Annotated in this window: 21 protein-coding genes; 8 read left to right on the top strand and 13 right to left on the bottom strand. The window is 73.0% G+C overall.

Going from position 1 to position 23296, the window contains the following annotated elements; all coding sequences use genetic code 11:
- Positions 1 to 23 precede the first annotated feature (23 nt).
- Complete coding sequence (locus AC0QU1_RS13570; protein ID WP_483569881.1) at positions 24 to 908, bottom strand: LysR family transcriptional regulator; 885 nt, start codon at positions 906 to 908, stop codon at positions 24 to 26.
- Positions 909 to 1026: 118 nt separating this feature from the next.
- On the opposite strand from AC0QU1_RS13570, the gene AC0QU1_RS13565 reads away from it, so the two are divergent.
- The 4 genes from AC0QU1_RS13565 to AC0QU1_RS13550 are packed head-to-tail and all read left to right on the top strand — an operon-like array spanning position 1027 to position 4520.
- Positions 1027 to 2043, top strand: coding sequence for a tripartite tricarboxylate transporter substrate binding protein (locus AC0QU1_RS13565; protein WP_483569880.1), 1017 nt, complete (start codon positions 1027 to 1029; stop codon positions 2041 to 2043).
- Between the two features lie 6 nt (positions 2044 to 2049).
- Positions 2050 to 2553 carry a tripartite tricarboxylate transporter TctB family protein gene (locus AC0QU1_RS13560; RefSeq protein ID WP_483616213.1) on the top strand — a complete coding sequence of 168 codons (504 nt, stop codon included), beginning with the start codon at positions 2050 to 2052 and terminating at the stop codon, positions 2551 to 2553.
- Positions 2554 to 2586: 33 nt separating this feature from the next.
- The gene (locus tag AC0QU1_RS13555; protein WP_483569878.1) at positions 2587 to 4128 is read left to right on the top strand and encodes a tripartite tricarboxylate transporter permease; all 1542 of its coding nucleotides are present in this window, start codon (positions 2587 to 2589) and stop codon (positions 4126 to 4128) included.
- Positions 4125 to 4520 carry a universal stress protein gene (locus AC0QU1_RS13550; protein ID WP_483569877.1) on the top strand — a complete coding sequence of 132 codons (396 nt, stop codon included), beginning with the start codon at positions 4125 to 4127 and terminating at the stop codon, positions 4518 to 4520. Before AC0QU1_RS13555 ends, AC0QU1_RS13550 begins: the two co-directional genes overlap by 4 nt.
- A gap of 92 nt (positions 4521 to 4612) precedes the next feature.
- On the opposite strand, the gene AC0QU1_RS13545 is transcribed toward AC0QU1_RS13550, so the two are convergent.
- Together AC0QU1_RS13545 and AC0QU1_RS13540 are read right to left on the bottom strand one after the other, a co-directional pair.
- Positions 4613 to 5305 carry a FadR/GntR family transcriptional regulator gene (locus tag AC0QU1_RS13545; RefSeq protein WP_483569876.1) on the bottom strand — a complete coding sequence of 231 codons (693 nt, stop codon included), beginning with the start codon at positions 5303 to 5305 and terminating at the stop codon, positions 4613 to 4615.
- Positions 5306 to 5321: 16 nt separating this feature from the next.
- The gene (locus tag AC0QU1_RS13540; RefSeq protein ID WP_483569875.1) at positions 5322 to 6455 is read right to left on the bottom strand and encodes an L-talarate/galactarate dehydratase; all 1134 of its coding nucleotides are present in this window, start codon (positions 6453 to 6455) and stop codon (positions 5322 to 5324) included.
- A 101-nt stretch (positions 6456 to 6556) separates the two neighbouring features.
- On the opposite strand from AC0QU1_RS13540, the gene AC0QU1_RS13535 reads away from it, so the two are divergent.
- The 3 genes from AC0QU1_RS13535 to AC0QU1_RS13525 all read left to right on the top strand — a co-directional run bounded on the left by AC0QU1_RS13535 (position 6557) and on the right by AC0QU1_RS13525 (position 8895).
- Positions 6557 to 7501, top strand: a complete 945-nt coding sequence (locus AC0QU1_RS13535; protein WP_483569874.1) for an NAD-dependent epimerase/dehydratase family protein — start codon at positions 6557 to 6559, stop codon at positions 7499 to 7501.
- Positions 7502 to 7564: 63 nt separating this feature from the next.
- A complete protein-coding gene (locus tag AC0QU1_RS13530) occupies positions 7565 to 7969 on the top strand; it encodes an ArsR/SmtB family transcription factor (protein WP_483569873.1) in 405 nt (134 codons plus the stop codon).
- Positions 7966 to 8895 (top strand): cation diffusion facilitator family transporter, encoded by a 930-nt coding sequence (locus AC0QU1_RS13525; RefSeq protein WP_483569872.1) that lies wholly within the window; start codon positions 7966 to 7968, stop codon positions 8893 to 8895. The genes AC0QU1_RS13530 and AC0QU1_RS13525 overlap by 4 nt, the downstream gene beginning before the upstream one ends.
- 35 nt (positions 8896 to 8930) lie before the next feature.
- Here the strand turns inward: AC0QU1_RS13525 and AC0QU1_RS13520 are convergent, their stop codons facing one another.
- A complete protein-coding gene (locus AC0QU1_RS13520) occupies positions 8931 to 9551 on the bottom strand; it encodes a TetR/AcrR family transcriptional regulator (RefSeq protein WP_483569871.1) in 621 nt (206 codons plus the stop codon).
- 121 nt (positions 9552 to 9672) lie between these two features.
- Here AC0QU1_RS13520 and AC0QU1_RS13515 point away from each other — a divergent pair, with 121 nt between their 5' ends.
- Positions 9673 to 10104 (top strand): nitroreductase/quinone reductase family protein, encoded by a 432-nt coding sequence (locus AC0QU1_RS13515; RefSeq protein WP_483569870.1) that lies wholly within the window; start codon positions 9673 to 9675, stop codon positions 10102 to 10104.
- A gap of 80 nt (positions 10105 to 10184) precedes the next feature.
- On the opposite strand, the gene AC0QU1_RS13510 is transcribed toward AC0QU1_RS13515, so the two are convergent.
- The 9 genes from AC0QU1_RS13510 to AC0QU1_RS13470 form a co-directional block, all read right to left on the bottom strand.
- Positions 10185 to 11315: an epoxide hydrolase family protein gene (locus AC0QU1_RS13510; protein ID WP_483569869.1), complete on the bottom strand. Its 1131-nt coding sequence runs from the start codon at positions 11313 to 11315 to the stop codon at positions 10185 to 10187.
- 168 nt (positions 11316 to 11483) lie between these two features.
- Positions 11484 to 13370: an HNH endonuclease signature motif containing protein gene (locus AC0QU1_RS13505; RefSeq protein WP_483569868.1), complete on the bottom strand. Its 1887-nt coding sequence runs from the start codon at positions 13368 to 13370 to the stop codon at positions 11484 to 11486.
- 315 nt (positions 13371 to 13685) lie between these two features.
- The gene (locus AC0QU1_RS13500) at positions 13686 to 14891 is read right to left on the bottom strand and encodes a M6 family metalloprotease domain-containing protein (protein WP_483616211.1); all 1206 of its coding nucleotides are present in this window, start codon (positions 14889 to 14891) and stop codon (positions 13686 to 13688) included.
- 150 nt (positions 14892 to 15041) lie between these two features.
- Complete coding sequence (locus AC0QU1_RS13495; RefSeq protein ID WP_483569866.1) at positions 15042 to 17873, bottom strand: beta-L-arabinofuranosidase domain-containing protein; 2832 nt, start codon at positions 17871 to 17873, stop codon at positions 15042 to 15044.
- Positions 17866 to 19431, bottom strand: a complete 1566-nt coding sequence (locus AC0QU1_RS13490; RefSeq protein ID WP_483569865.1) for an aminopeptidase P family protein — start codon at positions 19429 to 19431, stop codon at positions 17866 to 17868. The genes AC0QU1_RS13495 and AC0QU1_RS13490 overlap by 8 nt, the downstream gene beginning before the upstream one ends.
- Positions 19432 to 19612: 181 nt before the next feature.
- A complete protein-coding gene (locus AC0QU1_RS13485) occupies positions 19613 to 20464 on the bottom strand; it encodes an ATP-binding cassette domain-containing protein (RefSeq protein ID WP_483569864.1) in 852 nt (283 codons plus the stop codon).
- On the bottom strand, positions 20461 to 21324 hold the full coding sequence (locus AC0QU1_RS13480) for an ABC transporter ATP-binding protein (RefSeq protein WP_483569863.1): 864 nt from the start codon (positions 21322 to 21324) through the stop codon (positions 20461 to 20463). The genes AC0QU1_RS13485 and AC0QU1_RS13480 overlap by 4 nt, the downstream gene beginning before the upstream one ends.
- Positions 21321 to 22313: an ABC transporter permease gene (locus tag AC0QU1_RS13475; RefSeq protein WP_483569862.1), complete on the bottom strand. Its 993-nt coding sequence runs from the start codon at positions 22311 to 22313 to the stop codon at positions 21321 to 21323. Before AC0QU1_RS13475 ends, AC0QU1_RS13480 begins: the two co-directional genes overlap by 4 nt.
- The gene (locus AC0QU1_RS13470; protein WP_483569861.1) at positions 22313 to 23293 is read right to left on the bottom strand and encodes an ABC transporter permease; all 981 of its coding nucleotides are present in this window, start codon (positions 23291 to 23293) and stop codon (positions 22313 to 22315) included. The genes AC0QU1_RS13475 and AC0QU1_RS13470 overlap by 1 nt, the downstream gene beginning before the upstream one ends.
- Positions 23294 to 23296: the final 3 nt, after the last annotated feature.

Raw genomic sequence — 23296 nt, 5'->3', positions numbered from 1 at the left:
GATACTTCGGATGCATCGCGGGCTCAGTCGTGCACCGGGTGCAGGAGGCGCAGGAACTCGCGCAGCGCCGGGTTCTTGGACTCCCGGTCCCAGATGGCGTGCAGCTCGACGACGCCGTGCGGCACGTCCCCGAGCTCCAGGAACGTCACGCCGGACAGCCCGAGCAGCCGGGCCGACTCGGGCACGAACGCCACGCCGCGGCCGGCGGCGACCAGCGAGCACATGGTCAGGATCTGGCTGACGACGTGCACGACGTTGGAGTGCTCGACGGCGATGTACCGCACGACCATGTCGTAGAAGTACCTGGCCTTGGTGGGGTGGTGCCCCACGACCGGCTGGTCGCGCAGGTCGGCGACGGCGACCGGGCGGTCGAGGCGGGTGAGCGGGTGCGCGGCGGGCACCGCGAGCACCAGGTCCTCCGACAGCAGGAGCCGCGAGTCGAAGCTCTCCTGGTCGAACGGCGGGCGGCCGAGCGCCAGGTCGAGCTCGCCGCGGCGGATCGCCTCGATCTGCTCGATCGTGACGAGCTCCTGGAGGTCCAGGTCGACGTCGGGCAGGTGCGCGGCGATCTCCTGGGCGAGGGTGCCGAGCAGGCTGAAGCCCGAGGCGGCGGTGAAGCCGAGGCGCAGCACGCCCGCGCGGCCCGCCGCGATCTTGCGGGCCAGGGCGGGGGCGGCGTCGGCGGAGGTCAGCAGGCGGCGGGCCTCGTCGAGGAAGACGGCGCCGGCCGTCGTCAGCTCGACGTGGCGGTTGTCGCGCTCCAGGAGCGGCACGCCGACGGCGCGCTCCAGCTTCTGGACCTGCCGGCTCAGCGGCGGCTGGGTCATCTTGAGCCGCTCGGCGGCGCGGCCGAAGTGGAGCTCCTCCGCCACGGCGACGAAGCAGCGGACCTGGTCGAGGGTGTACACGATGCCTTCCGAGAATCAAGCCATGCAGTAAGAGGCTTAGACAGGCATCGTACGGGCTTCTTATGCTCGACGACCGACCGGGACGTGCAACCGTCCGATCTCAACGAGGAGAGCTGTGATGACAACTCCCGCCCGCCGATCCCTGCGCGTTCGCAGAGCCGTCCTGGGTGCCACCGCCGCGTTCGCGGCCCTGTCCCTCGCCGCGTGCGGCGGGAACGTGGGTGGCGGCGGGGACGCCGCTGCCGACTTCCCGACGGGTCCCGTGACCATCACCGTCGGCCAGGAGGCCGGCGGCTCCACCGACCTGATCGCCCGCGCGGTCGCCGAGGGCATGGCCGAGGACCTCGGCGTCGCGGTCCCGGTGGTCAACCGGGCGGGGGCCAACGGCGCCCTGGCCACCGAGGAGGTGGCGGGCAAGCCCGCCGACGGGTACGAGCTGGTGCTGCTCAACGCGTCCCTCATCACGATCACCCCGCTGGCGGTGTCGCAGGACGAGGCGGTGGACCTGGGCCGGCTCGACGTCCTCAAGGGGCTCTCGCAGGACGACTACGTGCTGCTCGCCAGCGTCGACTCCGGGTTCGAGAGCCTGGCGGACCTGCAGGACGCGTCCGGCGAGATCAAGTACGGCACCACGGGCGTGGGCACCGGGTCGCAGCTCGCGCAGGCGGCGCTCTTCGCGCAGGCCGAGATCGAGGGCACCGCCGTGCCGTTCGACTCCGGCTCGCCGGCGCTCACCGCCGTCGTCGGCGACCAGGTCCAGGTGGCCACCGTGCAGCTCGGCGAGGCGAAGCCGCAGATCGACTCGGGGAACGTGGTGCCGCTGCTGGCGTTCTCGGCGGAGCGCAACAGCTTCCTGCCGGACGTGCCGACCGCCGTCGAGGAGGGCTACGACGTGCCCGTCTCGCAGTACCGCGCCGTCGCCGCGCCGAAGGGCCTGCCGGACGACGTCAAGGCGCGGCTCGTCGAGTCGATCGACGCGGCCATCGCGTCGGACACCTACCAGTCGTTCAACGAGAACAACCTGCTCACGCCGCACGAGATCTCGGGTGACGAGGTCACAGCGGAGTGGACGGAGCTCGCCGAGAAGTACCGGGCGCTCACCGAGGAGTACGACATCAGCCTCGCGGACGGCTGAGCGGTCGTGGCAACGGCATCCGAGGAGGCGGGCGTGGGACCGGACGACACAGCGGGCGACGGCGCGCCGCCGCCCGCCGGACCGGTCGCCAACCTCGCCGCAGCCCTGGTGACGACGGCGATCGGCGTCACGGGCGCGGTGGCGGCGGTGGGCCTTGGGCTGGGCACGCCGACGCGGCCGGGCGCCGGGCTGTGGCCCCTGGCGATCTGCGTGGTCCTGGTGGTGCTGTCCCTCGCCCAGCTCGTCGTCGGACGGCGGGGCGGCGACGGCGAGCGGTTCACGCGGTACTCGTGGCTCTCGCTGGCCGGCCTCGTGACGCTCCTCGGGCTCGTCGCGGTGCTGCCCGTGATCGGGTTCGAGATCCCCGCCCTGGTGCTGAGCCTCGTCTGGATGAAGTTCCTCGGCGGCGAGTCCTGGCGCTCGGCGGTCCTGTACTCGGTGCTCGTCGTCGCCGTGCTCTACGGGGTCTTCGTCGGGGCGCTCGGCACCAACGTCCCGCACCTGTTCTGACCGTCCGGCCCGGATCCGCAAGGGAAATCGCACGTGGAATCGCTGCAGAACGTCGCCGCAGGCTTCGCCGTGGTGCTGGAGCCGACGAACCTCCTGTACTGCCTGGTCGGGGTGGTCATCGGCATGCTCATCGGGGTGCTGCCGGGCCTCGGCCCGGCTGCCACCATCGCCATCCTGCTCCCGCTCACCTACGGCGTGGAGCCGGTGACCGCGATCATCATGCTCGCCGGGATCTTCTACGGCGCGCAGTACGGCGGCACCATCACCTCGGTGCTGCTCCGGCTGCCCGGTGAGGCCAGCTCTGTGGTCACGGTCCTGGACGGGCACGCGCTCGCGCGGCAGGGCCGGGCGGGTACGGCGCTCGGCGTCGCCGCCGTCGGCTCGTTCGTCGGCGGCACCGTGGCGATCATCGGGCTGACCTTCCTTGCGCCGCTCGTCGCGGGCCTCGCCCTGGACTTCGGGCCGCCCGAGTACGCGGCGCTCGCGCTGCTGGGCATCCTCCTGGTCTCCACCATCGCGTCCGGCGCGAAGGTGAAGGCGCTGATCGCCGCGGCCATCGGGCTGCTGCTCGCCACCGTGGGGCGCGACGCCTTCACCGGCGCCGAACGGTTCACCTTCGACAACCTCAGCCTCGCCGACGGGATCGACTTCGTGCCCGTCGCGATGGGCCTGTTCGGCCTCGGTGAGATCCTCTACAACCTGGAGGAGCGGCACCGGGCGGTGCAGGCGCCCGGCAAGGTGGCCAACGTCTGGCCCTCCCGCACGGACCTCAGGGAGTCCTCGGGCGCGGTGACCCGCGGGTCGGTGCTCGGGTTCTTCCTCGGCATCCTGCCCGGCGGCGGCGCGACCATCGCCTCCATGGCGGCCTACGCCGCCGAGAAGCGGCGCGCCAAGGACCCCAGCCGGTTCGGCAGGGGTGCCATCGAGGGTGTCGCGGGCCCGGAGACGGCGAACAACGCCGCCGCGACCAGCTCGTTCATCCCGCTGCTCACGCTCGGCATCCCCGCCAACGCCACCATGGCGCTCATGTTCGGGGCGCTGCTGATCCAAGGCATCACGCCCGGCCCGCAGCTCGTGACCGAGCACCCGGACCTGTTCTGGGGCGTCGTCAACTCGATGTACGTCGGCAACGTGCTGCTGCTCATCATGTCCATCCCGCTGGTCGGCGTCTTCGTCCGCATCCTGCGGGTGCGCGCGGCGATCCTCGCGCCCATCACCGCGCTGATCACCATGATCGGCGCCTACACGATCAACAACTCCGTGTTCGACGTGCTCCTGGTCGTCGTCTTCGGAGCCATCGGCTACCTGATGAAGAAGCTCGGCTTCGAGCCGGGGCCGCTGGTCCTGGCGTTCGTGCTGGGCTCCCTGCTGGAGGAGAGCCTGCGGCGCTCGCTGCTGATGTTCGACGGGTCGGCGGCGGGCTTCTTCACGCGCCCGATCTCCGCGACGCTGCTGGTGGCGTTCGTGGTGGTCGCGGTGCTGCCCCTGGTCCGGGCCGTCCGGAGCCGGCGGACGGCGCCCGCGTCGGCCCCGGAGAAGCCGTCGCCGGAGAACCGAGAGGAAGAATCAGTATGAGCATCGTCGTCGGCTACGTTCCCACACCCGCGGGGGAGGCCGCCGCGCAGGCGGCGATCGCGGAGGCCCGGCTCCGGGGCGAGAACCTGCTGGTGGTGAACTCGGCGCGCGAGGGCTCGCTGGTGGAGACCACCGTCGCGACCGACGAGGACCTGGACCGGGTGCTCGCGCGGGCCGCCGAGGCGGGGGTGCACACCGAGGTGGTGCGTGGCACGCACCGCGACGACTTCACCGACGAGATCCTCGACCTGGCCGAGCGGCACGACGCGTCGCTGATCGTGATCGGGCTGCGGCGGCGGAGCACGGTGGGCAAGTTCATCATGGGCTCGGTGGCGCAGCGCATCCTGCTGCAGGCGGACCGGCCGGTGCTGGCGGTCAAGCCCGCGCGGTGACCCGGGACCAGATGCGCGAAGCAGTTCCGACTTCGGTCGCTTGCCTTGAGATCGGTCCATCGACGGACCGATCTCAAGGCAGTAGACCGAAGTCAAGACCCTGACTCCCGGAGCAGCCTGCCGCGCGAGGCCGTCAGGTGGACCCGCATCGCCGCGGACGCGGCGAGCGGGTCCTGGGCCTCCAGGGCCTCCAGCACGGCCTGGTGCTCCTGGACGACGGCGGCGAAGCGACCGCTGGCGTGTCGGCTGGTGTCGTGCCGGTCGAGCCGCCCGCGGGGCATGGCGATCATCTGCGGGCCCAGCCGGTCCAGGGCCTCCAGGAGGAACCTGTTGCCCGCCGCCTCGGCCACCAGCCGGTGGAAGGCGAAGTCGTGCTGCATCGCCGTCGCGGGGTGGCCGTCGGACGCCGCCAGCGCGTCCAGCCGGTCGCCCAGCGCCGCGAGCTGCGCGGGCGTGCGCCGGGTGGCGGCGAGCGCGGCGGCCTCGGTCTCGAGGGCCAGGCGGTACTCGACCAGCGCGAGCCGGTCGGCGAGGGACCGGGCGACGGGCGCGCCGTCGTCCGACTCCGTGGGCGGGGTGAGCGCGTAGCTGCCGCTGCCGCGCCGGGTGTGGACCAGGCCTTCGAGGTTCAGCCGGGCGATCGCCTCGCGGACCACGGTGCGGCTCACGTGGTGCTGGGCGGCGAGCTGCGGCTCGCTGGGCAGCTTCTCGCCCGGGGCGATGTCGCCGTTGACGATGCGCGCGCGCAGCGTCTCCACGAGGGTGCCGCTCAGGGTCTGGGCCATGTGCTCATGCTTCCATTCACGCTCGTCCGAAGACCGCGCTCTCCGTGGTCCACGCGCGGGCCTGGTCGCTGAACGTGACGCCAAGGCCCGGCCGGTCCGGGACGAGCATGCGGCCGTCCTTGGTCTCCAGCCGCTCGTTGAACAGGGGGTCGAGCCAGTCGAAGTGCTCCACCCAGGGCTCGCGCGGGTAGGTCGCGGCCAGGTGCAGGTGGATCTCCATCGCGAAGTGCGGCGCGAGGTCCAGCCCGGCCTGGTCGGCGAGGGTGAGCAGCCGCAGGAACTGCGTGATGCCGCCCACGCGCGGGGCGTCCGGCTGGATGATGTCGCACGCGCGGGTCGCGATGAGGCGCTCGTGCTCCGCCACCGACGCGAGCATCTCGCCGGTGGCGACCGGGGTGTCCAGGGCGGCAGCCAGCGCGGCGTGCCCCTCGGCGTCGTAGGCGTCCAGGGGCTCCTCGATCCAGACGAGGTCGAACTCCTCCAGCCGCCGGCCCATGCGCAGGGCGGTGCCGCGGTCCCACTGCTGGTTCGCGTCGACCATGAGCGGTACGTCGGGGCCGATGTGCTCGCGGACGGCGGCGACGCGCGCCAGGTCCTGCTTGCCGTCGGGCAGGCCGACCTTGAGCTTGATGCCGCCGATGCCCTCCGCGATCGACCGGCTCGCGCGCTCCTTGACCTCCTCGATGCTCGCGTTGAGGAACCCGCCGGAGGTGTTGTACGTGCGCACGGAGTCGCGGTGCGCCCCGAGCAGCTTCGCCAGCGGCAGGCCCGCGCGCTTGGCCTTGAGGTCGTACAGGGCGACGTCGATGGCGGCCAGCGCCTGCGTCGCCACCCCTGAGCGCCCGACCGACGCGCCCGCCCACAGCAGCCTCGTGTACAGCTTGGCGATGTCGTTGGGGTCCTCGCCGACGGCGGTCTGCGCCACCTCCTTGGCGTGCGCGTACTGGGCGGGGCCGCCGGCGCGCTTGGAGTAGGAGAAGCCGAGGCCCTCGAACCCCTGCTCGGTGGTGATCTCCGCGAACAGGAAGACGACTTCGGTCATGGGCCTCTGGCGCCCGGTGAAGACCTTGGCGTCTGAGATGGCGGTGGGCAGGGGGAGCGTGGCGGTCGAGAGCTGCACGGTCCGGATGGCGTCGGGCTGGTAGGGCATGGCGCTCCTTTGCGGCGGGTTCGATGTGAGCATACAAGTTGAAAATCGGTATGACCAATAGCCCGTTCCTGGCGGAGGTGGTGACATGACAGGCTGCGGTCATGACCTCCCACCTCGTGGTCGGCGCGGGCCCCGTCGGCACCGCGCTCGCCCTCCGGCTGGCGCAGGCCGGCCACACCGTCGCCGTCGTGACCCGGTCGGGCGGCGGTCCCGAGCACCCGCGCGTCGAGCGGATCGCTCTGGACGCCACGGACAAGGCGGCGCTCGCCGAGACCGCCCGCGGCGCGCAGGTGCTGTACAACTGCGCCAACCCCGGCACGTACCAGGCGTGGGAGCGGGGGTGGCCCCCGCTGGCCGCCGCGGCGCTGCACGCGGCCGAGGCGTCGGGGGCCGTGCTCGTGACGCTGGGCAACCTGTACGGCTACGGCCCGGTCGACGGCGCGATGACCCGGGACCGGCCGCTCGCGCCGTCGGACCACAAGGGCGAGCTCCGGGCGCGGATGTGGCAGGACGCGCTCGCGGCGCACCGCGCCGGGCGGGTGCGCGCGACGGAGGCGCGGCCCTCTGACTACATCGGGCCGACCGTGCCGGCCTCGCACGGCCTGCTGCCCATGTACGCGGCCGCGACGCTCGCCGGCAAGCCGGCCGCCGTCATGGCGGACCCGGACCAGCCGCACACCTGGACCGCCGTGGACGACGTCGCGGCGACCCTCGTCGCGCTCGGCGCCGACGAGCGGGCCTGGGGCTCGCCCTGGCTCGTGCCCTCCAACCCGCCGGCGACGGTGCGCGAGGTGCTGCGGGAGCTGGGCGCGCGGGCCGGCACGGGCGAGCCGCGGCTGCGCCGGGTGCCGCGCTTCGTGCTGCGCGCCGGGGGTGCGGTGGTGCCGCTCCTGCGCGAGGCGCTGGGCGTGTTGTACCAGTTCGACCGGCCGTTCGTCGCGGACGCCGCCGAGACCACCGAGGTGCTCGGCGTCCGGCCGACGCCGTGGGACGAGATCCTGGACGCGACGGCGTCGGCCTGGCGGGCCTGGCGGTCGACGACGTAGGGCTCACGACGTCCTTCCTCTTCTCTGGCCTTCTCTGGCCAGGCCGGGTGGTAGCATCGCCATATGGCGATGAAAGAGTCGATCGGCGATGTTGTGGTGGACGAGTCCGCGGCGATGGCCGTGGCCGCGCACCTGTTCCACGGGTTCTCCGACCCGTCGCGCCTCGCGATCCTGCGGCACCTGGCGCTCGGCGAGCACCGCGTCGTCGACCTGACCGGGCACCTGGGGCTCGCGCAGTCGACCGTGTCCAAGCACCTGGCCGGCCTCCGGGAGTGCGGGCTGGTCGAGTCCCGTCCGGAGGGCCGGGCGTCGGTCTTCTCGCTGAGCCACCCCGAGGCGACGCTGGCGGTCCTCCAGTCCGCTGAGCGGCTCCTGGCGCTGACCGGCGACGCGGTCACGCTGTGCCCGGTCTGCGGGGTCGACGGTGCCCTCGAGCGCGTGCCCGCGATCGAGGGGGCGGCGTCGTGAGCCACGACCACGGCGGGCATGGTCACGGCGGTCACGGCGCGCAGGGTGGCCGACGGCGGCTCGCGGTCGCCTTCGCGATCACCGCGGCGGTCTTCGTGGCCCAGGCCGTCGGCGCCGTCGTCACGGGGAGCCTCGCGCTCCTCGTCGACACCGCGCACATGCTCACCGACGTGGCCGGGCTCGCCATCGCGCTGATCGCGGCGTCGCTCGCGCTGCGGCCGCCGTCGCCGCGCCGCACCTGGGGGTTCCGGCGTGCCGAGGTCCTGGCCGCGCTGGCCCAGGCGGCGGTGCTGCTCGCCGTGGGCGTCTACGCCGTGGTCGAGGGCGTGAGCCGGCTCGTCGGCCCGGCGGAGCCGCCCGGGCCGGGCCTGGTGGTGTTCGGCATCGTGGGCCTGGTGGGCAACGTGGTGGCGCTGCTCGTGCTGGCGGGCGGCCGGTCGGCGTCGCTGAACCTGCGCGCCGCGTTCCTCGAGGTGGTCAACGATGCGCTGGGGTCGGTCGCCGTGATCGTGGCCGCCGTCGTCATCGCGACCACCGGCTGGCAGCGCGCCGACGCCGTCGCCGGCCTGGTCATCGCGCTCCTGATCCTGCCGCGCGCGGTCCGGCTGCTGGCCGACTCGGCGAGCGTGCTGCTGGAGTCCACCCCGCCCGGCATGGACCTGGACGAGGTCCGGGCGCGGCTGCTGGAGGTGGAGCACGTCGAGGAGGTGCACGACCTGCACGCGTCGCTCGTCGCCACCGGGCTGCCGATCCTCAGCGCGCACGTCGTGGTGCGCGACGTCTGCTTCAGGAACGGGCAGGCGCCGCCGGTTCTCGATGCCCTGCAGGCCTGTGTCGCCACGCAGTTCGACGTGCCCGTGGAGCACTCGACCTTCCAGCTCGAACCCGCCGAGCACGCGAGGCACGAGGCGCCGACGCACGCCTGACGGTCCGGCCTGCGCCGCTCAGCGGCGGGGTGCGCTCAGCGTGCCGGCGGCGCGGTCCGCCCGCAGACGCGCTCGACGAGGTCGCGCCACCCGTCCTCGAACCTGGCCGTCGGCAGCGGCCCTTCGAGCTCCGGGCCGGCGAAGAGCTGGAGCAGCATCGGGCCGTCGAGCGCCGCCGCGAGCTGCCCGGCGAGCACGTCGACGTCGGCGCCGGGCAGGTCGATCTCGCGCAGCAGGACCCGGACGTGGATCTGGGACATCGGCGCGCGCTTGCCCGCCGCATTGCGGCTGTCGAGCGTGGCCCGGGCGACGGCCTGGTTCTCCGCGAGGAAGCGGATCCGTGCGCGTCCGTAGGCGACGAGACGATCGACCGGGGGCGCCCCGGGGCCGAGCGGCGGCGGTCCGGTGAGGACCTCCTGCTGCAGGGCTAACTCGCTGTCGTCCAGGAGGGCCTGGAAGATCCCCGCTCGGCTCCCGAACCGCCGGAACACGGTGCCCTTGCCAAGCCCTGAGCGTGCGGCCAGGAGATCCATCGTGAGGCAGTCGGGCCCGCACTCGGCCAGGAGCTCGCGGGCGGCGGTGAGCAGGAGCTGACGGTTACGGGCCGCGTCGGCCCGTTCTGGCTGTGGTGTGCCCCACGTCAGCGGCGTGCTCATGCCTGGATGCTATCCGGCACGGCGGAAGCGGGGTAAAGTCCGTTTAGGTAAGCGGGGTAAAGCCCGCTTAGCTCGGGCCGGAGGTGCGGCCCGGGCACGACTCGGGCACGAGGAGGACGAGATGGCGGACATGAACAGCGAGATCATCGAGGCGTTCCGGGCGAACGCCGGCATCGTCGACGCCCCCGTCGCGGGCGGGCACTTCCAGGGCAAGCGCCTGCTGCTCCTGCACCACGTCGGACGAGTGACCGGTATCGAGCGGGTCACGCCGCTCGTGGCCGCGACGGACGGCACCGCCTACGTCGTCGTCGGCTCGCTGGGCGGTGCTCCGAAGGACCCGGAGTGGGTGGCGAACGTCGAGGAGGGGCCCAGCGAAGTGGTCATCGAGGTGGGCGACAAGACGCTGCGGGCGACGCGCACCGTGGTGCGCCCGACGTCACCGGACTGGGCGCGGCTCTACGAGATCTGGGCCGAGTACTGGCCGAACACCAGGGAGTACGAGACGCACACGGACCGCAAGTTCCCGGTGGTGCGGCTCGAGCCGAAGGGCTGAGGGTTGCCCTCCGCTCGGGGCTCTGGCTCGTGGTGCTCGGGTCCGGGTCGGGCGGGGGCTGGGGCGACGTCGTCCGGTGCTCAGGCGCCGCCGACCGAGCGGACGAACTCCCGGACGCGCGCCGCCATCTCGCCGGGTACCTCGGCGACGGTGAAGTGCCCGCCCTCCGCCAGGCGGTCGAACACCCGCAGGTCGAGGTAGTGGCGGCGCGCGAGCGACTCGGGATAGGTCGCCTCGTGCCGCTGGATGAGAACCGCGGCGGGCACCGACGTCGGCGGGATCGGGTCGGGCTGGTCGGCACCCTCGTAGTACGGGCGGAACGACGACGCGATGGTCTGCGTGGCCCAGTAGATCGTCGCCTCGGTGAGGATCCGGTCCCGCGAGATGCGCCGCTCCACCGCGCGCGGGTCGCCGGGCGGCGTGTCGCTCCACTCGACGAGCTTCTCGGTGAGCCATGCCAGCAGGCCGGCGGGGGAGTCGTTGAGGGCGGCGGCGAGCGTGTCGGGCCTGGTCGCCTGCACGTGGCCGTAGGCGCCGTCGGTCTGGTGCCGCGCGGCGATGCCGGCGAAGAACTCCTTGGCGGCCGGGTCGTCGAGCGTGGTGCGCTCCTGGGCGGTGGGGAAGTGCGCGTGCGTGGCGACGATGCCCGCCACATGCTCCGGGTACCTGGCCGCGATGAGGTCGCTGACGTTCGCCGTGACGTCCTCGCCGTAGGTGAAGTAGCGGTCGTAGCCGAGCACGTCGGTCATGAGCGCGTGCATCGTGGCTGCGAGTCGCTTCTCCGACATCTCGCCGGACGCATAGGGCGAGGAGAACGCGAAGCCGGGCAGGCTCGCGACCACGACGTGCAGGTCGGGCAGGAGGTCGGCGAAGTCGAGCTGCAGGGCGAACGTGTGCGGCCAGCCGTGCATCACGAGGAGCGCCGGGGCGTCCGCCTGGTCCGCCCGCAGGTGAGCGAAGTGCACCGTGGCATCGCCGATGTCCGCGACGAACTGCGGGTGCCCGTTGAGCCACGCCTCGCGGGCGCGCCAGTCCCACGCGGCCCACTCGTCCACGAGCTCGCGCAGGTAGGCGGCGGTCATGCCGGACGCCGGACGCCGCGGCGAGTCGTCGGGGATCCTGCTGAGCGCCAGGCGGTCACGCAGGTCGACGAGGACCCGGTCGGGGACATGGACCTCGAAGGGGCGTGGTGCGCTGGTCGGCTCGCTCATGGGAAGACGGTATGCCGAGCCACTGACAGTCGGGTCGTTGGCGGTTGCGCCGCCGGACAGCCACGCCACTGGCGACGCGGATGTACGTGGCCCTCGGGAGTGGTAACTCGGCCACCGAGGGGGGTCCTGGTGGACGGTCTCGCGGCGTGATCGCGGTTGGGGCGGTGTTCAGAAGGGTGGCCGGCCGAGGTGGATGGAGGTGGTGCTGGTTGTGCCGCTGCTGCTGATACCGGTGCCGCGGCTCGAGTCCAGGTCGGTGCTGAGACCAGGGCTGAGGACGGGACCGTAGCCAGGGCTGGGGTTCGAGCTGGGAATTGGTGTGCGGCTAGCGGCAGGGCTCAGGCTGGAGTCGAGGACGCGGTTGGCGACTGGGCTGGGGCCGGCCGCTGTGGCGCTGTGCGTGGACCCCGGTTCGGTCCTTCGATACTGGCGCGGCAGACGGCGTCCGGTCAGGGCGCGGTGGGTCAGGTCGTAGCTGGTGTCGGGGTCGACCTGGTTGAGCTCGACGCGGGTGTCCAGCACCGTCGGTGGGCGTGCGTGGGCCCGGCCGGTGGGTGTGGTCCAGGTCGTGACCCCTGTCTTGGGATCGCGCACGACACCCCAGCCCGCGTGGGTCTTGAGCAGGTGATGCTTGCGGCACAAGGGCTGGAGGTTGTCGGCGCGGGTCTGGCCCGGTGTGCCGGGCGGTTGGGTCGCCGGTTCGAGGTCGTGGTCGAACGGTGCGATGTGGTCAAGGTCGTTCCAGTCCGCTGGATGCTCGCACTGGGGGAAGGTGCAGGTCAGGTCGCGGGCGGTCACCGCCTGACGGAGTACCCTGCCGGGCCGGTAGGCACTGGTCGAGTAGTCGGTCAGGACCCCGGTGACGGGGTCGGTGAGCAGGCGCTGCCAGGTCGCGTCGTCGGCGACCTGGGCGGCCACGTCCGCGGGCACAGGCCCGAAGCCCTCCAGCTCGCCCGGCGCGGCGTCGAGCCCGAGGAGCGCGCTGGCGGGGACGGTGACCCGCACGACCGGCCGGGTCGGAACCACTCGCACCGGCCGTACCACCTCCTGCACGACCTGCCGCACGACGGGCGCGCGGCCGCCGCAGGTGCACACGGGTCCGTGGTCGGGAGCATCACCCGGACCGTCGCCCAGGCCGCCGTGCGTGACGACGCCGGGACTGGTCCAGGCCTCGGCCAGGGTCTCGGCTTCGGTGTCCGCGTCCGCGTAGCGGTCGGCCGGCACGAGCCGGCCGGTGACGATCCCGGTCAGGCAGTCCGCGCGGAGCTGGCCCAGGTCGCGTTCCTCGCCCGCGGTGCGTCGGAGCTGGCGGGCCATGTCGTCGACGACGCCCCAGACCGCCGCGGCGTCGACCGCCGGCAGATAGGCGGACAGCCAGCCCATGTCGTTCTCCGCACGGTCGAGCTGGACGTTGCGGTGCTGGGCGGCGGCCCTGGCGGTCTTGGCGGCTCCGTGGCGGGACTTGGCGAACGCGAGCATCTTGTTCTTGAGCCACCGCCAGGTGCGGTGCGGTGCCTGCGGCAGGAACCGGGCGATCGCCTCTGCCCGTTCCGCCACGGTCAGCTGCGAGGCGGAGCGCAGCAGGATGTGGGCCTTCTTCACGTCGATCCGGCCGCTCTCCAGCACGCGGATCACGGTGGGGTGCTGGGTTCCGGACTCGGCCCGGACCACCACGTCGGTCGCCTCGGCGTCGGTGATCACCAGTTCGCTGGTGACCTGTCCGACCAGGCTGGCGTGCGCCAGCGGGTTGGTCTCCCGAGCCGCGCGCTCCGCCACGGCACGGGCCTGCACCCCTGCGGCCCAGGACTGCAGCCGCCCGCACGCGATCACCAGGTCGCCCAGCGCGTCGTCGGACAGATCGGTCAGGAGGCCGGCGTTCGGGTCGGTGGCGTCGGCGACGACGCGCGCCAGCTCCGCACCGGGCGGCCCGGTCAGTGCCGCCCGCAGTCGTTCGACCGGCCAGAGCGCGACCGGCACGGCGTCGGGCGGCCAGGACGACGGCGCGTCGTCGACCAGTGCGCGGCTCATATCCGCGTAGCGCTGCCCATCATCCATGCACCCTCACCCCCAGAGATCCCGAGCCCAAACGCGCCATTACTACGGACGCACGTTCGATACTAGCCGATCGCCTCGTCGGCTGCGGGGCTTTCTGCCGCCCGCGTAAGAACCCCACCTCCGGATGCGCCGCCGGGCGCGGCGTGCCATTAGGGGAGCCGACACCGTTGCAGGAACCGGGACCGTTGCAGGAGCCCGTGCCGTGACAGCGGCCAACGCCGTTGAAGGAGCGAGCGCCACGCCACCAGCCGGTGTCACGACCGGAGCCCGACGCACAGGCCACCCGAGTGACCTGCGCGTCGGACATCAAGTGGGTCAGGGCTCGACCGTCACCCGCACGGTGTCCGCCGCCGCGGCGTGGAACGTGAGCACGGTGCCCGTCGTCGGCTCCGTCCAGGAGGAACCCGGCGCGAACGGGGCGTCGTCCAGGCCCTCCGCCGAACCGGGCGTCGCGTCCACCACGCGGATCGGGCCCTCGCCCGACCGGACGGACGTGTCGACCGTGTAGACGAGGGCGCCGCTGGTGCCGATGCCCGCGTCGTAGCCGGCCGGCTGCCGGTTCTCGACCACCACGGCCCGCGTCTCCGAGATCCGGTGGACCACCATGGTGTCCTCCCACGGGGCCGCGGTGGCGGACTCCTCGACCGGGCCGAGGCGCGCCGTGGTCGCCTGCCTCGGATCGGCGCACACCACCTGCTCGTCGTCGAGCCAGCCGAGCTGCCACCGGTGCCAGGCGAAGTACTCCGGCCCCTGCCCGGAGATGAGGCCCATCAGGTCCCAGCCGCCGACCGCAGCGTGCCAGTTCCCCGGGTCGTCGGGCGGCGCCTCGAACAGGTACAGGTCGGGCAGGCCGAGCGTGTGCCCCGACTCGTGCGCCAGGACCAGCCCGCCCCAGCGCCACTGGTCGTAGCCGAACGTGACGGCGTGCGTCAGGTGGTTCCCGTCGGCGGTCACGTCCAGGAAGTTCGTCGTCGGCGAGTAGGTGATGTTCGGCGCCTCCCTGGTGGCCGTCACCCACACGACGTCGACGTCGGAGAAGTCGAAGGTGCCGTCCGCCGCCGCGATCGCATCGCCGATGTACCGGACGTGGTCCTCGTAGCTCAGCCCCCGCTCGAACGGGTACGACGTCGAGGGCTCGGGCATCCGCACCCAGCCCTGCGACGGCGTCGTCTCGACGTCGAGCCGGCCGCCCGAGACGCGCTCGAGGTACTCGACGCCCGGCGCGAGGTTCGCCCCGGCCTCCGCCAGCGAATCCGCCGGCGCCGGATTGTCCTCGAAGTCCACGAACAGCAGCGCCGCCCTGAGCGTGCCGACGGCAGGGAGGGCCTGGTCGTCGACCGGGAACCCGGAGCCGAGGCCGTCGAGGGCAGCGGGCAGCCGGCAGGCGGACGTCGGCGCGGAGGCCGACGCGGCTGTTGGTGTGGGCGCGACGGCGGAGCCGCCGGACGTGCCGGTCGATGCGTTCGCCGGGATCGCGGCGCCTACCGCCAGGGTGATCGCTGCCGCGATCCTGAGTGGCATGAGGCGGATCTTGCGCGAGTGCGGTCTCTGATTCACGTGCGCTCTCCTCGTCCGTTGTTCTGTTGTCGCTCGACTGGTCGTTCCTTCGTCTGCTGTTACCTGGCTCACGGGTGGTGCCCGGCGACCTGCACGTCGGAGGCGTCGGGGAGTTCAGTCAGCGGCCGGAAGGACGAGGGTCCGTATCGGCTCCTCGTTGCCCGCCCGGTCGGTGGCGGTGAACTCGATGACCTGGGGGCGGTCGGCCAGCGCCCGGGTGAACGGTTCGCGGAAGGTCGCCCAGAACGTGTCCGGCCCTTTCCACCGGATGCCGTCCACGCCCGAGACGTCGTCGGTGGCCGAGAAGCTGATCTCGACGCCCCGCGGACCGAGGCGGCGGGCGGTCGCGGTGGTGCGGGGCGGCGTGGTGTCGACACTGACCTCGCGGACGACGCGGCGCTCGCGGCCCTCGCGGTCGACAGCGCGCGCGGTGACCGTGTGCACACCGTCGCCCAGCAGGAGGGGCGCTGGTCCGACGGGCGTCCACGGCGCGTCCCCGACCCGGATCTCGACGGTGAGGTCGGCGTCGCCCGGTCGAGTCGTGGCCGCGCCGCGGAGTTCGGCGAGCGTACTTCCGGCGTCTTCGCCCCGCGGAATCCTGCGGAGCCCAGCGGCAGCGTCAGGGGCGCTTTCGAGCCCCTCACCCCGAGGAGCCGTCGCCTTGCCGCGGAGTTCCGCGGCGGCCCCTCCGCCGTCGGCCCGGGCCGTGACCGTCAGTTCGGCCGGCTGGCGGTACCAGCCGGTGACGCCGGGTGCCGTGGCCGGGACGATCTCGACGCGCGGCGCTGACCCGTCGACGGCGGAAGCCGGCGCTCTGGACAGGAGTGCCGTCTCTGCTTCGCGGGCGGCGGCCTCATCGACGGGATCCTCCGGGACCAAGCCGACGGCGGAGCGCGCCGCCGCCCGCAGGACCCGCCGGGCCTCGGCGGCGCTCAGCAGCCCAAACTCCACGAACTCGCGCGCCACGCGTAGCACGGCCTCGAGGAACTCGTCCCGCGAGGCGAAACCGCCGTCCGACCACAACACGTCGAGGAATGTGCGGCCGTCCGCCCGCGCGGCGTTCGGCACACCGGAGCCACCCCCGCCGTCCGCCCCCGCGAACACGATGGTCGCGTCCGCCCGCCGCAGGTACAGGTGGTGACGCTCGTCGCCCCCGGACCACGCGGGCTCCAGGACGAGCTCGCCCAGCCGCCACGTGCCGTCGTCGGCCCGAACCAGCGGGGCGTCGAGCGTGCCGTCCAGGCGCCGCCACCGCGCGGTGGCGACGGGCAGCCAGGTAGTGGCCGCGCTGCGGGCCAGCAGCACGGTCGGGCCGAGCTCGAGGCTGACCACCGACGCGTCGTCGGGCGCGGGCACCTCGCGCAGGGTGAGCGGCATGCCGATCTCGACCACCGTGCCGGGGCGCCAGCTCCGCCGGAGCGAGACGTAGCTTCCCGGAACGGCGCGCAGGGGCTGGACCTCGCCGTCGACGGTCACCGTGCAGTCGGTGACCCAGCCCGGCACGCGGAGGCGGAGGTCGAGGTCGCCGGTCGCGTCGACCCGGATCCTGCTCGTGCCCGCCAGCGGGTAGGCCGTCTCCTGGACCAGCCGCACGTCCTGCTCGGCCCAGTGCAGGGACGACGCGACGTAGAGGTTGACCCAGATCGTGCGCCCGGCGTCCGGCGCGGACCGGAAGTAGACCGAGTCCTGGTACTTGACGTGGCTCTCCAGCCCGGTGCCGCCGCAGCAGGTGCCGACGTTGTCGTACTCGCGCAGCGCCCCCGGATGCACGGGGAACATGTACGTCACCTCGGGCGAGTCGTCCGAGCCGACGTCGCGCCGCGAGCCCAGGATCTGGTTGGTGACGGCCCGCTCGTAGTAGTCGGCGTACCGCACGTCGCCCGTGCGCTCGAAGAGGGCGCGGGCGACCTTGAGCAGGTTGTAGGTCACGCAGGTCTCGGCGTTCCGGGTGCCGATGTCGCCCGCCACCGCGCCTGCCGGCCCCCAGAGCTCGTTCTCGCCCGAGCCGCCGTGCGCGAAGGTGCGGCCCGGGACCACCATGTCCCAGACGTTGCGCACGGCGTCCAGGTACGACGCCTCGCCTGTCAGGTCGGCCAGCGCGAGGTAGCCGGGGAGCGTCGCGGCGTGCTGGTTGGCGTGCATCCCGTCCAGCACGTCCTTGCCCGACGACGCGGCGTCCAGCAGCGAGCTCAGGTCGAAGAGGCGGGCCGTCTCGACGAAGACCGGGTCGCCGGTGAGCGTGGCGAGATCGCACAGCACCTCGTTCATGCCGCCGGTCTCGCCCGCGATGTAGAGGGACCACATCGCGGCGCGCTGCTCGGCAGGGAGCACCGACAGCCGCCCGTGCACCCAGTGCCCCATCCCGGCGGCGACCTCCAGCGCGACCGCCGACCTCGTGTGCCGGTGGGCGTCGAGCAGCCCGGCCATGATCTTGTGGCACGTGTAGTACGGCGCCCAGATCTCCCCGTACGGCGCCAGCCCCTCCAGACGGGAGAACTGCCACTCGCCGTACGCGGCCAGGAACCCCGGGTGGCTGTACCGGCCGGACGCCGCGAGCGCCGCCTGGACCTCCCGCAGCCCCTCGACCATGGCGTCGACCTTGGCCCGCAGCTCGGTCCGCACCGCCGGGTCGCCCGGTCCGGCGGCCGCGAGCGACAGCATGGACAGGAAGTGCCCTGCGTAGTGGCCGCGCAGCAGGTTGGCGGTGGGCGCCGCCGCGTGGCCGGGGTAGTCGTCGGGGCCCCAGGCGTCCTCGTCCGGGTGGCCGAGGTCCTCCCAGCCGCCTGGCGGCAGCGCGCCGCGCGTGTCCAGGCCGGCGTTCGCGCGGAACACCGCCAGCAGCCGGTCGACGGGGTACACCCGCGCCAGGTGCAGCATCTGGTCCCGCGCCCGGGTGAACACGCCGTCGTGCAGCTCGACGGCGTCCAGCGGGAACGGCTCAGGCATGGGGCAGCCGCTCCCGCGTCCACCGCTCGATGCCCGCCGCGTCGATCGGCAGGGCGCCCGAGAGCACCTCCGCGCCGTCGGACGTGACCAGCAGGTCGTCCTCCAGGCGCACGCCGATGCCGCGCAGCTCGGGCGGCACGGTCTCGTCGTGGGCGTGGAAGTAGAGGCCGGGCTCCACCGTCATCACCACGCCGGGGGTCAGGGGAGCCGCCTGGTAGGCGGCGTAGTCGGAGTGGGCGCAGTCGTGCACGTCCAGGCCCAGGTGGTGGCCGATGCCGCAGACCAGCCACCGGCGGTGCTGCTGACCGTCTGGCGACAGCGCCTCGTCCACCGAGACGTCGAGCAGGCCCCAGTCGTGCAGCCCCTGCGCGATCACCTCCATGGCGGCGAAGTGGAAGTCGAGGTACTCGACCCCCGGGCGGACCTGCGCCATCCCCGCGCGGTGCGCCTGCTCCACCAGGTCGTGCACCTGGCGCTGCACCGCGCTGAAGGTGCCGGACGGCGGCACGGTGCGCGTCACGTCCGCGGTGTACAGGGACCGGGCCTCGACGCCCATGTCGAGCAGCAGCGGCATGTCGGGCAGCACGGGGCCGTCGCACCGCACCCAGTGCAGGGTGGGCGCATGCGGCCCGGAGCCGACGATGGTCGAGTACCCGGGCCCGTTGCCGAACGTGCGCGCGTGCCGGTTGAACGTCCCCTGCAGCCAGCGCTCGCCCAGGCCCTCGATCGCGCGCGGCAGCTCGCCGACGACCGCCTCGAACCCGGTCACCGTGTGGTCGACGGCCTCGCGGAGCTGGGCGATCTCCCAGTCGTCCTTGATCATCCTCAGGTCCGAGAGCGCGCGGGCAAGATCCTCCGACGGCTTCAGGGCGAACCGGCGCACGGTCTCGTCGTCGACCGACGGCGCGGCGAGCGCCCCGCTCAGCCGGTCCAGGACGGCGTCCAGCGCGGACAGCGGCTCGACGGGGACGCCGAGCGCCTCGGCCCAGGCGCCCAGGTCGGGCGACGGCCCGACCCAGAGCTCGCCGTACGCGGCGTTCGCGAAGAACGCGCTCTCGCCCGGCTTCGCGGGCGGCGGCAGGTAGAGGGTCGCATCGTGCCCGCCGTCGCCGGCCCGCAGCACGAGGACGCCGTCCTCGGCCTGCGCGCCCGTGAGCCACACGAAGTCGCTGTCCGCGCGGAACCCGTACTGGACGTCGCCGTTGCGCAGGGCGGCGCGCCCGGCACCCACGACGACGTCGGCCGCGCCGACCCGTTCGGACAGCCGACGGCGGTGCTCGGCCGCGGCTGCTGCTGCCCCCGGCGGCACCGGCGCGACGACGTCGGGCGCGGCCCAGCCGCGGGCCATGTAGGCGCCGAACTCGGGGCTCTCGGCCAGCCGCGGTGCTCGCGTGCCCGCGTACGGGGGCCGTCCCGCGCCGGACGACGGGTCGGCGGGCGGGTTGGTCCGCGGCTCGGTCGTAGGCGGGCTGGTCGACGGCGGGTTGGCCGCGGCCGGGTCGGTCGCCGCCGGGCCGGTCGGCAACCCGGCGGGCGGGTCGGTCGGCAAGTTCGTCATCGATTCTCTCCTCCTCGGCCACGGCTCCGTGACCATCCGTGTCTCTCGGTCCTCTCGTCCACCGGGTATCCCCTTCGAGACCGAGGTTCCTTCGCTTTCGACGGGCTCAAAGCGAAGGAATCTCGGTCTCGAAGGGGAGGGTGACCCGGCTCGGGGCGTGCGGCGGTGGCCGGGGCAGCGCTCATGCCGGCGCCTCCGCCGACCGGCCCGCGTTCAGCCGGCGCTGTCGCTCCCACTCCGGGCGGATGCGCGGCACGGCGTCGAGCAGGGTGCGGGTGTACTCGTGCTGCGGCGCGCCGAAGACGGCGTCACGGTCGCCCTCCTCGACGATCCGGCCCTGCGTCATCACCGCGACCCGGGTGGCGATCTGCCGCACCACGGCCAGGTCGTGCGCGATGAACAGGTAGGTGAGCCCGTCGGTGCGCTGCAGGTCGCGCAGCAGGTTGATCACCTGGGCCTGCACGGACACGTCCAGGGCCGAGACCGCCTCGTCGCACACGATGACCCGCGGACCGACGGCGAGCGCTCGGGCGATCCCGATGCGCTGCGCCTGCCCGCCGGAGAACTGCGCCGGATACTTCTGCGAGTTGTCCGGGTCCAGCCCCACCCGCTCCATGAGCGCGCGCGTGAAGGCGCGCGGCCCGCCCGGGATTGCCCGCCGCTGGTAGACCAGGGGCGCCGTGACGATCCGCTCCACGGTGTGCCGCGGGTTGAGGGAGGAGAACGGGTCCTGGAACACGACCTGCACGTCGGTGCGGAACCGGCGCAGGTCGGAGCGGCTGAGCGCGGTGACGTCCTCGCCGTCCAGCTCGACGGTGCCCGAGGTAACGTCCAGCAGCCGCGCGGCGAGCCGCGCCGTCGTCGACTTGCCCGAGCCGGACTCGCCGACCAGGGCGAGCGTGTCGCCCGCGTTGATCTCGAAGCTCACGTCGTCCACGGCCCGGAAGGTGTCCGGACGGCGCAGCAGGCCGCCGGTGCCGAGCACCGGGAACTCCTTGACGAGGTGCGTTGCTCTCAGGAGCGGCTCGCTCATGCGGGGCCTCCGTCCTTCTCCGGGACGACGGCGGTGGCGGGCGCGGCTGTCACCGCACGCAGCTCCCCGATCTCGTCGTCGATCCGCGGCACGGCGTCCAGGAGCGCCCGGGTGTACGGATGCCGTGGGTCGGTGAAGATCTGTTCGACGGCGCCCCGCTCGACGCACACGCCGTCCTTCATGACCACGATGTGCTCGGTGACCTCGCTGACCACGGCCAGGTCGTGCGTGATCAGGACCAGGCCGGTGCCGGTCTCGCGCCGGATCTCGCGCAGCAGGTCCAGGATCTGCGCCTGCACGGTCACGTCCAGCGCGGTGGTCGGCTCGTCGGCGATCAGCAGCTCGGGCTCCGTGCTCAGCGCGATGGCGATCATGACCCGCTGGCGCATGCCGCCGGAGAACTGGTGCGGGTAGTGGTCCACGCGCCGCGCGGCGTCCTTGATGTGCACGCGCTCCAGGGCCTCGACCGCCACCCGCCGTGCCTGCCGGCGCGTGGTGCCGGGCCGGTGTGCGCGGTAGGCCTCCTCGATCTGGAGCCCCACGGTGTAGTAGGGGTTCAGGGAGGAGAGCGGATCCTGGAAGACCATGGCGATCCGGTCGCCGCGCACGCGCCGCAGCTCGGGTTCCGGCAGGCCGACGAGCTCCTGCCCGCGCAGCCGGATGCTGCCCGTGCGCCGGGCGGCCCGCGGCTGCAGGCCCATGATCGCGAGGCTGGTCATCGACTTGCCCGAGCCGGACTCGCCGACGACGCCGAGCGCCCCGCCGGGTTCGAGGTCCAGGTCGAGCGACCGGACGGCGTCGAGCGGGCCGCTCGGTGTGGGCAGGGTGACCGTGAGGTCACGTACTTCGAGCAGCGTCATGCGTGCACCCGCACTCTCGGGTCGATGGCGGTGTAGACGACGTCGACCACGATGTTGCCGACGACGACCAGGAACCCGGCCAGCAGCGTGACGCCCATGATCACCGGCTGGTCGTTGCGGGCGATGGAGTCGGCGGCCATCTTGCCCACGCCGTTGATGCCGAAGACCGTCTCGGTGATCAGCGCCCCGCCGAGCAGGCCGGCGAAGTCCATGCCGAAGATGGTCACCACGGGCGTGAGGGCCGGCCGCAGCGCGTGCCGCCGCCACACGAGGGACGGCGGCAGGCCCTTGGCGTAGGCGGTGCGCACGTAGTTCTCGCGCAGCACGTCGAGCACGTTGGCGCGCGTGAGCCGCGTGTACGCGGCCGCATAGCCGACGGCGAGCACGATCCACGGCATGACGAAGTTTGCGAACCACTGCACCGGGTCGTCGGCGAAGGCGACCGCCTGCGGGAACGGGAGCCACTGGAGCTGGACCACCAGCACGTACTGCAGCACGAGGGCGAGCACGTAGTTGGGGATCGACATGCTGGTCAGCGTGAGGCCGGTGGTGAACCGGTCCAGGAACGTGCCCTCCTTCACCGCGCTGAGCAGGCCGCCGCCGACGCCGGCGAGCAGCCACAGGACGGCCGCGCCCACCGCGATGGTCGCCGAGACCGGCAGCCGCTGCACGATCATGTCCCACACGGCCTGGCTGGACTGGAACGAGTAGCCGAGGCAGGGTGCCGCGCAGTCGACCGCGCCGGCGCCCTCACCGTAGGTACGGCCGGCGAAGATGCCGACGACGAACTGGACGAACTGCGTCCAGAACGGCTGGTCCAGCCCGAGGTTCGTGCGGATCTGGTCGATGACCTCCGGCGTGCAGTTCTTGCCGCAGATCTGCACGGCCGGGTCGGGCGAGAGCGCGAAGAAGACCAGATAGGTGAACAGGCACACCAGCAGCAGCACGCCGAGCCCGGAGGTGACGCGGGTGAGCAGGAACCGGGGCATCAGCGACCCTCCTGGGCATCGACGACGGCGCGCAGCCGGTCGCCGAGCACGGTGAACGACAGCACGAGCAGGAACAGGCAGGCCCCGGGGATCACGAAGTACGCGGGGTCGACGGCGTACCACTTCACGGACGCCGCGATCATCTGGCCCCAGCTCGGCGCGGGCGGCACGACGCCGACGCCGAGGAACGACAGGCCGGCCTCCGTGCCGATGTACCCGGGCACGGCCAGCGTCGACATCACGATGATGGTCGAGCGCAGGTTGGGCAGGATCTCGCGGAACACGATGCGCGTGCTGCTCGCCCCGGCCGCCCGGGCCGCCTCGACGAACTCGCGCTGCGCGAGCGACATGGTCTGCCCCCGGACGATGCGCGCCAGGTAGGGCCACCCGAAGACCGAGATCACCACCACGAGCAGCGTCGACCGGTTGCTCGCCGGCAGGGCCGAGAGCACCGCGATCATGAAGATGAGCGCGGGGAAGGCCATGAGGAAGTCCATGACGCGCGAGATGACCAGGTCGACCCGCCCGCCGACGTAGCCGGCCACGAGCCCGAGCGACACCCCGAGCACCGTCGTCAGCAGCGTCGCAGACAGCGCGATGCCCATGGACACCCGCGCGCCGTAGACGATGCGGGCGAAGATGTCGCGCCCGTTGCCCGGCTCGACACCGAGCCAGTGCTCCGGGCCGATGCCGCCCCACGGGCCGATCGGCATGCCGCCGAGGTTGGGGTCGATCGCGCTCTGGTCGAACTCGTACGGCGTCCAGCCGCTGAGCGAGGTGAGCGCGGGCGCGAGGACCGCCACGAGCGTGACCAGCACGATGTAGCCGAGGCCGAGCATCGCGCCGAGGTCGCGGCGCAGCGCCTGCCAGGTTCCGGCGGCACCCGCCCGGAGGGCGCCGGGGGCCGTAGCGGCCTCCGGCGCCTGGGCGGTGTCGTCGGTCCCGGACAGGGCCGTCAGGCCGGTCGGGGAGGATGCCATCCG

Source organism: Promicromonospora noduliphila (assembly GCF_056951025.1).
The sequence above is the reverse complement of the archived record's forward strand: the minus strand, read 5'-3'. Positions and strand labels throughout refer to the sequence as shown.

What these genes read in the sequence shown, in the direction of transcription:
- AC0QU1_RS13565 (WP_483569880.1), top strand. Translation starts at nt 1,027, where the DNA reads ATGACAACTCCCGCCCGCCGATCCCTGCGCGTTCGCAGAGCCGTCCTG.
- AC0QU1_RS13550 (WP_483569877.1), top strand. Translation starts at nt 4,125, where the DNA reads ATGAGCATCGTCGTCGGCTACGTTCCCACACCCGCGGGGGAGGCCGCC.
- AC0QU1_RS13545 (WP_483569876.1), bottom strand. Translation starts at nt 5,305, where the DNA reads ATGGCCCAGACCCTGAGCGGCACCCTCGTGGAGACGCTGCGCGCGCGC.
- AC0QU1_RS13540 (WP_483569875.1), bottom strand. Translation starts at nt 6,455, where the DNA reads ATGCCCTACCAGCCCGACGCCATCCGGACCGTGCAGCTCTCGACCGCC.
- AC0QU1_RS13535 (WP_483569874.1), top strand. Translation starts at nt 6,557, where the DNA reads ATGACCTCCCACCTCGTGGTCGGCGCGGGCCCCGTCGGCACCGCGCTC.
- AC0QU1_RS13530 (WP_483569873.1), top strand. Translation starts at nt 7,565, where the DNA reads ATGGCGATGAAAGAGTCGATCGGCGATGTTGTGGTGGACGAGTCCGCG.
- AC0QU1_RS13520 (WP_483569871.1), bottom strand. Translation starts at nt 9,551, where the DNA reads ATGAGCACGCCGCTGACGTGGGGCACACCACAGCCAGAACGGGCCGAC.
- AC0QU1_RS13515 (WP_483569870.1), top strand. Translation starts at nt 9,673, where the DNA reads ATGGCGGACATGAACAGCGAGATCATCGAGGCGTTCCGGGCGAACGCC.
- AC0QU1_RS13510 (WP_483569869.1), bottom strand. Translation starts at nt 11,315, where the DNA reads ATGAGCGAGCCGACCAGCGCACCACGCCCCTTCGAGGTCCATGTCCCC.
- AC0QU1_RS13505 (WP_483569868.1), bottom strand. Translation starts at nt 13,370, where the DNA reads ATGGATGATGGGCAGCGCTACGCGGATATGAGCCGCGCACTGGTCGAC.
- AC0QU1_RS13500 (WP_483616211.1), bottom strand. Translation starts at nt 14,891, where the DNA reads ATGCCACTCAGGATCGCGGCAGCGATCACCCTGGCGGTAGGCGCCGCG.
- AC0QU1_RS13495 (WP_483569866.1), bottom strand. Translation starts at nt 17,873, where the DNA reads ATGCCTGAGCCGTTCCCGCTGGACGCCGTCGAGCTGCACGACGGCGTG.
- AC0QU1_RS13490 (WP_483569865.1), bottom strand. Translation starts at nt 19,431, where the DNA reads ATGACGAACTTGCCGACCGACCCGCCCGCCGGGTTGCCGACCGGCCCG.
- AC0QU1_RS13485 (WP_483569864.1), bottom strand. Translation starts at nt 20,464, where the DNA reads ATGAGCGAGCCGCTCCTGAGAGCAACGCACCTCGTCAAGGAGTTCCCG.
- AC0QU1_RS13480 (WP_483569863.1), bottom strand. Translation starts at nt 21,324, where the DNA reads ATGACGCTGCTCGAAGTACGTGACCTCACGGTCACCCTGCCCACACCG.
- AC0QU1_RS13475 (WP_483569862.1), bottom strand. Translation starts at nt 22,313, where the DNA reads ATGCCCCGGTTCCTGCTCACCCGCGTCACCTCCGGGCTCGGCGTGCTG.
- AC0QU1_RS13470 (WP_483569861.1), bottom strand. Translation starts at nt 23,293, where the DNA reads ATGGCATCCTCCCCGACCGGCCTGACGGCCCTGTCCGGGACCGACGAC.